Below are 11,573 nucleotides of genomic sequence, written 5' to 3'. Positions count from 1 at the left end.
AGCGAGACCGACATTGGACCTCTTGACCGGAATTCTCGCCACAACCTTTCTCGCCGGCGGCGTGCTGGCGCTCGCGGCCATGGGCGAGGTGCTCGCCGAGCGCGTCGGCGTCGTCAATCTCGGCGCCGAAGGGCTGATGGCGATGGGCGCGATCACCGGCGTAGCGACCGTCGCGGCCGTTCCTTCGCCGGCGCTCGGCTTTGCCGCGGCGCTCGTGGTCGGGGCGCTGTTCGGCATGGTCTTCGCTTTCGCCACGGTGACCGTCCGGGCGAACCAGGTTCTCTGCGGCCTGGCGCTGACGCTGATCGGCACCGGGCTCGCCAACACCATCGGCCGCAGCTACTCCGGCACGCCATCGGCCGCGGTCTTTGAGCGTGTCGAGGTGCCGCTGCTGAGCGACATCCCGATCCTCGGGCCGGCGCTCTTCTCGCAGAACGTGCTGCTCTACCTCATCTACATCGTCCTGCCGCTCGGCCTGCACTATCTGCTGTTCCACACACGGCACGGGCTCAACATGCGCGCCGTCGGCGAGAACCCGGCCGCCGCCGACGCCGGCGGCATCCCGGTCGGCCTGATCCGCTTCGCCTATGTCACCGCGGGCGCGGCGCTGTGCGGCGGCGCCGGCGCCTACCTGACGCTCGCCTTCGTGCCGGCCTGGTCGGACGGCATGGTCGCAGGGCGCGGGTGGATCGCGGTCTCGCTCGTCATCTTCGCCGGTTACCGGCCGGTCAACGCCGTGCTCACGGCGCTGCTGTTCGGCCTCATCACGTCGATCGGCTTCGTCGGTCAGGCGCGCAACTGGCCGGTGGCCGCGCCGTTCCTGTCGATGCTGCCCTATCTCGGCACCATCGCACTGATGATCGTGCCGGTGCTCGCCTGGCAGAAAGTGCGCCGCCTGATGGCCGCGCCGGCCGCTCTCGGCGAGCCGTTCTACCGCGATGTACGCTGATGGGCGGCCGGTGACGACGCTTCTGGTCAAGAATATCGATCATCTCGCGACGTTCGACGACGCGCGCCGCGAGATCTCGGGCGGCGCGCTGTTCGTCCGCGACAATGTGATCGACAAGGTCGGCACGACGGCCGAACTCGCAGGGTTTGAGGCCGATGCGGTGCTCGACCTCTCCGGCCATGTCGTCATGCCGGGCATGGTGAACACCCACCACCACATGTACCAGAACCTGACGCGCGTCATGGTGCAGGAGGACGAGCTGATGGTCTGGCTGAAGACGCTCTATCCGATCTGGGCGGAGCTTGACGATGACGCTATTGGCGTCTCCGCCCGTATCGCCATGGCCGAGCTCATCCATTCCGGCTGCACGACCAGCTCGGACCACCTCTACATCCTGCCCAACAACTGCACGCTGGATTCGACGATCGAGGCGGCGCGCGAAATCGGCCTGCGCTTCCATGCGGCCCGCGGAGCGATGTCGCGCGGCGAGAGCCAGGGCGGACTGCCGCCGGACCGCTGCGTGGAGAAGGAAGACGCCATCCTCAAGGATGCGGAGCGCCTGATCCACACCTATCACGACGCGTCGCGCCACTCGATGGGCCGCATCGTGCTCGCGCCCTGCTCACCCTTCTCGGTGACGCCGGAGCTGATGCGCGACGCGGCCGCGCTGGCGCGGCAGCATCCCGGCGTGAGCCTCCACTCGCATCTGGCGGAAGAGCTGTTCGAGGAGAAGTACTGCCACGAGATCTATGGCATGCGGCCGGTCGAGTTCGCTGAGTCTGTGGGCTGGCTCGGCGATGACGTCTGGTTCGCCCACTCGATCTTCATGACGAGCGGGGAGATAGACCGCTTCGCCGAGACAGGCACGGGCGTCGCGCATTGCCCGTCGGCCAACATGCGCTGCGGACAGGGCATCGCGAAAATCCGTGAGATGCTGGACAAGGGCGTGAAGGTCGGCCTCGGCGTCGACGGCTCGGCCTCCAACGACACGTCTAACATGTTCATGGAGGCGCGGCTCGCGCTGATGCTGCAGCGCGTCGCGCCGCACCACTACCTTTCCGAGAAGCCGGGCGGGCGCGGCGGCTTCGGCGGCACCCCGACCGCGCTTTCGGCACGCGAGGCGCTGGAGATGGCGACGCGCGGCGGGGCGGCGCTGCTCGGCCGCGACGACATCGGCCATCTCGCCCCTGGCATGAGCGCTGATTTCATCGCGGTGAGGCGCGACCAGCTCGGCCTGTCGGGAACCGGACGCGACCCGCTCGCGGCGCTGGTGCTTTGCGGGCCCTTCCGCGTCGACTATTCCTATATCAACGGCAGGGAGATCATCGGCAAGGGCGCGTTCCGGTCCTTCGACGTCGAGGAGGCTCTTGCCGACCACCGCGCAGTGATGAACAGGATATACAACCAGTAGAGGGAGACGGGCATGGCCATGCAAGCCGAGAAGGCTGCTCTCGACCAGTGGTACTGCATAGAGGCGCTGGACGACATTCCGGTCGGCGCGATGCGCAACAGGTTGCTGGGCGTCGATCTCAGCGTCAGCCGCGATGCCGGCGGCAAGGTTGTCGTCACGCGCGCGGGCGACAGCGAGGCTTTGCCGATACGCGAACGCTACGGCTATTTGTGGGTGACGCTCGGCGCGCCCGAACGCGACGTCCTGCCGATCCCCGAGACGCAAGAGGACGACCGGCGCTGGGTGATCTGCGGCGCGGTCTCGGTCAGGGCCTCGGGGCTCAGGATCGTCGAGAACTTCCTCGACATGGCGCATTTCCCCTTCGTTCACACCGACATCCTCGGCGCCGAGCCGCATACGGAGGTGCGGCACTACACGACAGAGATCCGTCGCGACGTCGACGAGGTCTGGGCGACCAATTGCGAGTTCTTCCAGCCGCAGGCGGCGCTGTCCGCGACCGGAGGCATCATGACGCAGTACATGTACCGCGTCGCCAATCCCTTCGCGGTCATGCTCTACAAGACATGCCCGAACTCGGCGAACCGCTGGGACGTCATCTGCCTGTTCGTCCAGCCGGTCGAGCCGGACCGCTGCCGGGCTCATCCGGTGATGTTCCTGATCGATGACGTCTCGACGACGGCAGCGCTCGTCCAGTTCCAGCAGCTCATCTTCCTGCAGGACCGGATCATTTTGGAGAACCAGCGGCCGCGGCTTCTGCCGCTCGAGCCCCGCGCCGAAATCCCCACCCGCGCGGACGCCTCCTCGGTGGCCTACCGCCGCTGGCTGAAGGAAAAGGGCATCGTCTACGGCACCACGGCCATGGCCGCGTGAGCGGCAGCCTGGCCGCGCGAAGGCAACATGACCGACCTCAAGGGCAAGACATTGCTCGCCTCCGGCTTCCACGCGCCGGAGCGCGGCAGCATAGACGAGCTTCGCGACGCGCTGATCGCGGTTCGCGAGGACGGCGTCATCGCCTCCGTGCTGAGGCCGGGCGACGAAGCCTATGAGGCCGCCGTCAGCGCGGCGGCCAGGGCAGGGACGCTCGTCCGGCTGCCGAAGGGCCACTATCTGCTGCCCGGGCTTGTCGACCTGCACGTGCACGCGCCGCAATACCCTCAGCTCGGCCAGGCGCTTGACGTGCCGCTGGAGGTCTGGCTGCACAAGTACACCTTTCCGCTTGAGGCGCGTTACGCCGACGTCGCGTTTGCCCGGCGCAATTACGGCCTGCTGGTCGAAGACCTGCTCGCCAACGGCACGACGACCGCGCTCTATTTCGCCACCATCCACCGCGACGCGACCCGCATCCTCGTCGACGCCTGCCTAGAGCGCGGCCAGCGCGCCCTGGTCGGCAAGGTGGTCATGGACAACGCCGACCAGTGCCCCGACTACTATCGCGACGCCTCCGCGCAAGCGGCGGTCGACGGCGCGGCCGAGCTGATCGACTATGTCCGCGCGCACCCGGACAACGGGCACGGCCTGGTCCGTCCGGTGGTGACACCGCGTTTCATCCCCGCATGCACGGATGCCTCGCTCGTCGAGCTGGGAGCGCTCGCGAAGAGCTGCGGCTGCCATGTGCAGACGCATTGCTCGGAGAGCGACTGGGAGCATGGCTACGTGCTGGAGCGGTACGGCGTGACCGACACCGCGGCCCTCGACCGGTTCGGGCTGCTTGGCCGATTGAGCGTGCTCGCGCATGCCAACTTCATCACGCCGGACGACATGGACACGATCCGGGTGCGCCGTTCGGCGGTCGCCCACTGCCCGCTCTCCAACGCCTACTTCGCCAATGCAGTCTTTCCGCTGAAGGCAGCGCTGGAGAAGGGGCTCATTGTCGGGCTCGGAACCGACATTTCGGGCGGGCCGAGCGCCTCGCTCTTCGACGGCATGCGCGGCGCGGTCATGGCATCACGCATGCTGGAGACCGGCACCGACCCCGACGTGCCGCCGGAAAAGCGGAGCAGCCGGAGGGCCGCGCGGATCGATTTCCGCGACGCCTTCCACCTCGCAACCGCCGCGGGCGGGACCGCGCTCGACCTGCCGGTCGGGCAGTTCGCGGCGGGCTATCATTTCGATGCCTGCGTCATCGACACCCAAGCCGTGGGCGGCACGATCAGGCTGCTGCAGGAAGACCTCGACCGTGGCGAAGGCATCCTGCACAAGATCGTCTACACTGCGTCCAGGACGAACATCGCAATCGTCTGGGTAGGCGGCCGCGCTGTGGCCGGCGGGTTCCCTTCGTAGATACGATTTCAATTCTGTAGCCAATATCGGATGGAACGGATACCCAATCGACCCGCTGCTTCAATGGGTTACAAGACGTAATCGCGCCCGACCAGTTCACGGCCTCGATCACACGGTCGCAGACCGATTACTGCACCTTCTTGAACAACTTCTGGAAGATGAGCTGGCCCCAAGCGCGGCCACGTGCCTGCACCAGCGCTCCGCCTCGTTGAGCTTTCCTAACGTCTCGTCTTGCGCCACGCCTCATACTCACCGCGGGCATCATCGTGCAGCGGATAATAGCGCTGCAAGGGCGCGCCCTGCATGAGCTTCTCTCGGGAAAACTCTTCCCAGTCATGATGCTTCTGCGCCTCCTCGATCACCATGGGCGCCATCGAGACGGGAACCACTACGGCCCCGTCATCGTCGGCGACGATGATGTCGCCGGGGATCACCGTGACGCCGCCGCAGGCGATCGGGACGTTGACGGCATTGGGATAGATGCTGGTCTGCACATGATAGTTGGGCGTCCAGCCGCGCAGCCATAGCGGCAGGTCGAGCTTCTCGACATTGGGCCGGTCGCGCATGCATCCGTCGATGACAATGCCCGCGCCGCCCCGGCCCTTGAAATAGGTCGACATCATGTCGCCGAAGACGCCCGATCTCATGTCGCCGCGCGCGTCGACCACGACCACGTCGCCTTCCTGCGCGTGGTAGAGCACATGCCGGTGCAACTGCGTTTCCGGATCGGCATATTCGCCTTCGTTGAAGAGGTCCGGCCGCTGCGGCAGGAACTGCAGCGTCAGCGCCGGTCCGACGATCGACTTGCCGTGGTTCTGCGCCACCGGGCCGACCATGTGCGGGCTGCGGAAGCCCATATGGCCTAGCGTGCCGGCAACCGTCGCGGCGCCGATCTCCTTCAGCGCTTCGATCAGGTCCTTGGACGGTCGCGTGATGTCGGTTGTATGCGTCATTGTCGGACTCCGGGTGAGATGGACTACCAGTTGGTGACGGAACCGTCGCGGCGCTTGAGATGCGGCGCCTCCCAGAAGCGAAAACTCTGCGCCTGGATCGCCGCCTCGTTGACCTCGACGCCCAGCCCCGGCAGATCGCCGACAGGGTAATGGGTGCCGTCCAGCCGCGGTTGCACGGGAAAAAACTCGGAATTGTCGAAGCCCAGCTTCCTTTCGGGCACCCTGGTTTCGAGCCAGGCGAAGTTGGGCACCGCGGCGCCCAGATGGATGGTCGCGGCCGTGCACACCGGGCCAAGCGGATTGTGTGGCATCAGGTCGACATAATGCGCTTCGCTCCAGCCGGCGACCTTCATCGTCTCGGTGAGCCCGCCGACATTGCAGACATCGAGTCGGTTGAATTGGTGGATGCCGCGCTCGATATAGGGCAGGAACTGCCACTTGCTGGCAAACTCCTCGCCGATGGCGAAGGGGATGTCGGTCATCCCGCGCAGGCTCTCATAGGCCTCCGGCGCTTCGTCGCGGATCGGCTCCTCGAGAAAATCGAGCACGCCGCGGCCAAGCTTGCCGCAGAAGCTCGCCGCCTCGGCCACCGACAGCCGATGATGATAGTCGATGCCGAGCACCACGTCGTCACCCAGCGCCTCGCGCGCCTTGTTCAGCATGCTAGCGGTGGGACCTATCGACTCGCGCGGCTCGAAAATGTCCCTGCTGCTTTGTCCGGCGGGGAAGAAGCGGATCGCCTGCCATCCTTCGGCATGCAGTTCGCGCGCTCGTTCGATGGCGGCGTCGCCCTCGGCCTCGTCTCCGGTCGAGGCGAAGGTGGGGATGCGATCACGCTGCTTGCCGCCGAGCAGCTCGTAGACCGGCACGCCTAGCGCCTTGCCCTTGATGTCGTGAAGCGCGATGTCGATCGCGGAGATCGCCGCCTGCAGAACCCGCCCGCCTTCGAAATACTGGCTGCGATAGAGTTCTTGCCAGATCCGGCCGATCTGCATGGCGTCGCGGCCGATGAGAAATTCGCGATAGTGCTCGACCGCACCGGCCACGGCCTTCTCGCGACCGCTCAGGCCGCTCTCGCCCCAGCCGAAGATGCCCTGGTCGGTCTCAACCTTGACGAGCATCTGGTTACGGGTCCCGACCCACACCGGGTAGGGCTTGATCGCGGTGATCTTCATCTTCGTCGTCATTCCCCCTCATGTCTCATGCGTTCGCCGTCTCAACTGGCCTCGAGCGCCATTTCCGTTTCGCTGTCGAACAGGTGCATGCGCTCCTGGTCGAACTCGAGCCAGATCTGCTCGTCGGGTGCGACGGCGACGTTGGGGGACACGCTGATATTGACGATGGCGCCGGAGAGGAACGCCTGCACGAAGGTGACGTCTCCGGTCGGCTCCACCGTATAGGCCTTGGCCGGAATAGCGCTGGGAACCGCGCTCTTGTGCAGCTTGATCGTCGAATGTCGCGCGCCGAGCACGACCTTCCTGGTGGTCGCTTTCTGGACCTTGCGCGCATTGCGTTGCGACAGCTCAAGACTCCAGCCTTCCGCGCTCGTCAGGACGGCGCCGCCATTTGCCGTCGACCCCTCCAGCGGAATAAGGCTCATCGCCGGACTGCCGACGAAGCTCGCGACGAACATATTGGCGGGATGGGCGAAAACCTGCGCCGGCGAATCATATTGCTGCAGGTAGCCGCCATTCATCACCGCCATCCTGTCCGCCATGGTCACGGCCTCGAGCTGGTCGTGCGTCACATAGATGATCGTCGCCTTGAGGTCCTGGTGGAACCGCTTGATCTCGGATCGCATCTGCACGCGCAGCTTGGCGTCGAGATTGGAGAGCGGCTCGTCCATCAGGAACACCGCAGGATCGCGCACGAGGGCGCGTCCGAGCGCCACGCGCTGCTGTTGCCCGCCTGAAAGCTCGCGCGGCTTGCGTTCGAGCAGCTGCGTCATGTCGAGGACCCGCGCTGCTTCCCTGACTTTTCTGTCGATCTCGTCCTTGGGCAGCTTGCGCATCTGCAGTGGGAAGGCGAGGTTCATATAGACCGACTTTTGCGGATAGAGCGCGTAGTTCTGGAACACCATGGCAATGTCCCGGTCCTTGGGGTCGAGGTCGTTGACCACCCGGTCGCCGATGACGATGTCGCCCGATGTGACCGAGATCAGGCCCGCGACGAGATTGAGCGTGGTCGTCTTGCCGCAGCCGGAGGGCCCGACAAGCGCAACGAACTCGCCGTCATTGATTGTCAGCGAAACGTCGTTGACGGCTTTGAAGCTGCCATAGGTCTTGACGAGATCTTTGAGGACCACATGGGCCATGCAGGCAGCTCCCTAGAGCATGATGCCGAAAAGTGTGAAGCGGTTTTCGGACGACATCATGCTCTATCTCTTTGATTTAGAGCCGGATTCAGATTTCAGGTCGGTTCGACCTGAAATCATCCGGCTCTAGTGCTTGACCGCGCCTTCCGTGAGGGCGCGCACGAAGTATCGTTGCAGGAGGAGGAACAGCACCACGACGGGCACGCTCATCATGAAGCTGGCCGCCATCAGGCCAGGAAAGTCCGTCGTGTTCTCCGAGAAGAAGCGCTGGATGCCGACGGGCAGCGTCAGCTGTTCGTTCTTGGAGAGGAAGGTGTAGGCGTAGATGTACTCGTTCCAGGCGCCGATGAAGGAATAGATCGCGGTGGCGATGATGCCCGGCGTCGAGAGCGGCATCACGATCAGCATGAAGGCCTGGAACCGCGTTGCGCCGTCGATGCGCGCCGCCTGCTCGAGCTGCACCGGGATGTTGTCGTAAAAGCCCTTCAAGAGCCAGATCGCCAGCGGCAGGCCGAAGGTGAGGTAGGTGAGAACAAGCGAGCCATGCGTGTTCACCAGTCCGATCGCGCGCATCAGGATGAAGAGCGGCACCAGGAAGATCACCGCCGGGAACATGTTGCGCAGCAGGACGGCGAAGAAAAGGAAGTTCCGACCTGGGAAGGTGAAGCGCGAGAACGCGTAGGCCGCGGGAACCGCCACGATCACCGAAAGGATCGTCGTGGCGGTCGAGACGATGAGACTGTTCCAGAAGAAGCGCAGGAAATCCTGGCCGACGCTGTTCTGCGGATCGAGCAGTTTCTGGTAGCTGTCGAGTGTAGGTTGGTCAGGCCACCATTGCGGCGGAAACTGCATCGCCGCGAAGCCGGACTTGATCGAGGTGAGCAGCATCCAGATCATCGGCAGCGCGGTGTAAAGGAGCATGAACAGCAGAAAGGCGCGCCCGCCCCATCGCCATCCGTCAATCCGCACCCGGCGGACGGACCGGCCTCGTGAGATTGTCTCGGAAACCGTGCTCATGCGCTGCCGTCCTTCCGCTCGTTGCCGCTCAGCGCGCGGACATAGAAGTAGCCGAGCGTCATCAGGATGATGAACAGAAGCACCGAATAGGCCGATGCCACGCCCCAGCGCTGGCGGCCGAAGGCAAGCTCATAGATATGGGTGATCCAGATATGCGAAGCGTTGGACGGGCCACCGCCGGTCATGATCCAGGGAATGATGAAGGAGTTGAAGTTGGCGACCGCGAGCAGCAGGATCGTCACCGTCGAGACATTGCGCAAATGCGGGAAGGTGACGTGCCAGAAGCGTTGCCACGCATTCGCCCCATCGACTTTCGCGGCGCGCAGCAACTGCTCGGGCACGGTCTGCAGACCGGCCGTCATCATGATCATGGCGAAAGGGAACTCGCGCCAGATGTTGACGACGATCAGAGAGGGCAGCACCGTTGAGACGCTGTCGATGAAATTCGGCGGTCGCTCGGCCCATCCGAGCTCGACCAGCACCGCGCCGATAATCCCGAAATCCGAATGGTAGATCCACTTCCAGATATAGGAGGCGGCGACCGCGCTGATGACCCAGGGAATGATCAGGATGGCGCGCAGGACGCCGCGGCCGACGAAATCGCGATGCAGCGCCAGCGCGGCGGCAAACCCCAGGGCGAAGGAAAAGAAAGTGGATGCGATTGTCCAGATCAGGGTGTTGAAGGTGACCTGCCAGAACACCCCGCTGGTCAGGATGGCCGTGTAGTTGTTGAAACCGACGAAGATCTTGTCGCGGAGCTGCAGGCCGGGCGGCGTGTTGAAGAACGACAATTCGATCGTGTAGTAGATCGGATAGGCGATGACGATGAGCATCACGGCAATCGCCGGAAGCACATAGGCATAGTCGGCGCGATGCTCCCACATCTTGCGAAGCACATCGGACCTGGCGGATTGCAGTCTTCGGCGAGCCTCGGCCTTGCCGCTCACGATCGTCACTGGCGTGCCCTTGTTCATCGGAACGAACCGGCTGCGTTGTCGGCGCAGCCGGTGAGATCGCAGGTCAGGCTAGGGCTAGAGTCCGCCGCCCATCAGGTCTTTCACCTTCTTGGCCGCGTCGTCCGCCGCCTGGTCGACGGTCATCGCTCCGGTCAGGGCATTCTGCAGCATGTCCGGGACGATGATGTTCATGATCTCGGGCGACTGCGGCAGGGCCGGGAACGGAATGCCGTATGGCAGCATCGACGTCGTGACATCGAGGAACTTGATGCTGTCCAGACGCTCCTTCATCCATTTGGTCTTGAAGCCGTTGAGGTTGCCGGGGTTCGAGCCGGCGTAAGCCATCTTCAGCGACCATTCCGGGCTCGTCCACATGCAGATGATGGCCTTCGCCGCCGGCTCGTCCACCTTGCCGCCCTCTACATATTCGGGCTTCAGGATGTGGATGTTCGAACCGCCGAAGACGACGGCGCGCTTGCCGTCGGGACCGGTCGGAATGAGGCCGTAGCGCATATTGTCGATGACGGTCTGCGCCTTGTCCTTGTCAGTGCCCGTCGCCTTCTTCTGCAGGTCGAGCATGACGTTGTAGTCGGACGGATGCGAGATCATCATGCCGAGCTGGCCGGCCAGGAACAGCGGCTGGTTGTCGGCCTGCTGGTTGGTGAGCGCCGAAACCGGAACCGATTTGTCGCGGACATACATGTCGTAGGAAGCCTGCAGCGCCGCCTTGCTCTGCGGGCTGTTGAGCTCGATGTCCTTGTAGGTCGGGTTTGCCGCGGCTTCGTCGAAAACGCCGCCGCCATACGCCCATAGCTGCGGCATGAAGCGGTAGGGCGTGTTGCCGGCATTCTTGCGCGCCACGAGGCCGTAGCCGGCAATGCCGAGCTTGTCGTGGATCTGCTTGGAATATTTGACCACGTCGTCCCAGGTGGCCGGCGGCTTGTTCGGATCGAGGCCGGCGCGCTTGAAGATGTCGGCATTCCAGATGAAGGCCATCGTCTCGTTGTTGGTCGGAATGCCGTAGGTCACGCCGTCCCAGGTCACGGCCTTCATGGCGCCGGGCCAGAAATCCTCGGTCGAATAGCCGACGTCCTCGGGTTTCAGCGGCTGCAGATAGCCCTTCGAGGCGAACTCGGTTCCGCCCAGGATTTGCAGGCGGACCGCCATCGGCGCCGCGTTGCCGAGGAGCGCGGTGCGAAACTTGTCGAGCAGGTCGTTATAGGTGAGGGCCTGTTCCTCGAGCTGGATGTTCGGGTAGGTCTTGCGGAAGGTTGCGAAGAAATCCTTGTAGTACTGGCGCAGGAGGTCGGGGTCGCCCTCGAACACGCCCTGATACCAGAAAGTCAGTCGCCCCTTGTAGTCGAGCGGGGTGACCTTGGCGCAATCGCCTGCCGTGTCGAAATCCTGCGTGCCGGCAATCGAGCGCACATATTCCGGCGACCACTTGCTCAGGTCGACCGGGGGCGCGGCAAGCGCCGGACCCGACATCAGCGATATCGTCAAAGCAGTGGAAACGGCGCCGCGCAGAACGGCACCGCCGACTGTGATCCTCCTCATAGGTCTCCTCCCAGGTTCTCCTATGCCGCTCTGCGCCTAGGCAAAGCGGTCCTTGCTCGTTTCGATCGCGGGGATATTTCTCCGCCCTAATGTATCCCTTCGATCACTTCATACGTTTTCAGATCGCAGAATAGCT

At 64.2% G+C, this 11,573-nt stretch carries 10 protein-coding genes and 1 pseudogene; 4 read left to right on the top strand and 7 right to left on the bottom strand.

The genetic code is table 11. The features are described 5' to 3' along the window. Positions 1–13: 13 nt before the first annotated feature. The 4 genes from EJ072_RS04635 to guaD are packed head-to-tail and all read left to right on the top strand — an operon-like array spanning position 14 to position 4,640. Entirely contained in the window at positions 14–949 is a 936-nt protein-coding gene (locus tag EJ072_RS04635) for an ABC transporter permease (RefSeq protein WP_126078765.1), read from the top strand. 10 nt (positions 950–959) lie between these two features. After that, a complete protein-coding gene (locus EJ072_RS04630; RefSeq protein WP_126078764.1) occupies positions 960–2,360 on the top strand; it encodes an 8-oxoguanine deaminase in 1,401 nt (466 codons plus the stop codon). A gap of 18 nt (positions 2,361–2,378) precedes the next feature. Beyond that, positions 2,379–3,230, top strand: a complete 852-nt coding sequence (locus tag EJ072_RS04625) for an aromatic ring-hydroxylating dioxygenase subunit alpha (protein ID WP_126083501.1) — start codon at positions 2,379–2,381, stop codon at positions 3,228–3,230. Between the two features lie 27 nt (positions 3,231–3,257). Next, on the top strand, positions 3,258–4,640 hold the full coding sequence (guaD, locus tag EJ072_RS04620) for a guanine deaminase (protein ID WP_126078763.1): 1,383 nt from the start codon (positions 3,258–3,260) through the stop codon (positions 4,638–4,640). Positions 4,641–4,767: 127 nt separating this feature from the next. Here the strand turns inward: guaD and EJ072_RS36500 are convergent. From EJ072_RS36500 to EJ072_RS04585, 7 genes and pseudogenes are all read right to left on the bottom strand, one after another. Next, positions 4,768–4,845 (bottom strand): annotated as a pseudogene (locus tag EJ072_RS36500) (NADP oxidoreductase coenzyme); the annotation flags it as partial. A 13-nt stretch (positions 4,846–4,858) separates the two neighbouring features. Further along, positions 4,859–5,593: a ribonuclease activity regulator RraA gene (locus EJ072_RS04610; protein ID WP_126078762.1), complete on the bottom strand. Its 735-nt coding sequence runs from the start codon at positions 5,591–5,593 to the stop codon at positions 4,859–4,861. Positions 5,594–5,616: 23 nt separating this feature from the next. Next, the gene (locus EJ072_RS04605; RefSeq protein WP_126078761.1) at positions 5,617–6,780 is read right to left on the bottom strand and encodes a mandelate racemase/muconate lactonizing enzyme family protein; all 1,164 of its coding nucleotides are present in this window, start codon (positions 6,778–6,780) and stop codon (positions 5,617–5,619) included. A 29-nt stretch (positions 6,781–6,809) separates the two neighbouring features. Further along, positions 6,810–7,907 (bottom strand): ABC transporter ATP-binding protein, encoded by a 1,098-nt coding sequence (locus EJ072_RS04600; RefSeq protein WP_126078760.1) that lies wholly within the window; start codon positions 7,905–7,907, stop codon positions 6,810–6,812. Between the two features lie 126 nt (positions 7,908–8,033). Then, the gene (locus EJ072_RS04595; protein WP_126062425.1) at positions 8,034–8,924 is read right to left on the bottom strand and encodes a carbohydrate ABC transporter permease; all 891 of its coding nucleotides are present in this window, start codon (positions 8,922–8,924) and stop codon (positions 8,034–8,036) included. After that, on the bottom strand, positions 8,921–9,880 hold the full coding sequence (locus tag EJ072_RS04590; RefSeq protein WP_126083500.1) for a sugar ABC transporter permease: 960 nt from the start codon (positions 9,878–9,880) through the stop codon (positions 8,921–8,923). The genes EJ072_RS04595 and EJ072_RS04590 overlap by 4 nt, the downstream gene beginning before the upstream one ends. A gap of 75 nt (positions 9,881–9,955) precedes the next feature. Continuing rightward, positions 9,956–11,437 carry a sugar ABC transporter substrate-binding protein gene (locus tag EJ072_RS04585; protein ID WP_126078759.1) on the bottom strand — a complete coding sequence of 494 codons (1,482 nt, stop codon included), beginning with the start codon at positions 11,435–11,437 and terminating at the stop codon, positions 9,956–9,958. Positions 11,438–11,573: the final 136 nt, after the last annotated feature.

This window comes from Mesorhizobium sp. M2A.F.Ca.ET.046.03.2.1, assembly GCF_003952425.1.
Taxonomy (GTDB): Bacteria; Pseudomonadota; Alphaproteobacteria; order Rhizobiales; family Rhizobiaceae; genus Mesorhizobium.
Note: the sequence above shows the minus strand (reverse complement) of the source record. Positions and strands in the feature narration are given on the sequence as shown.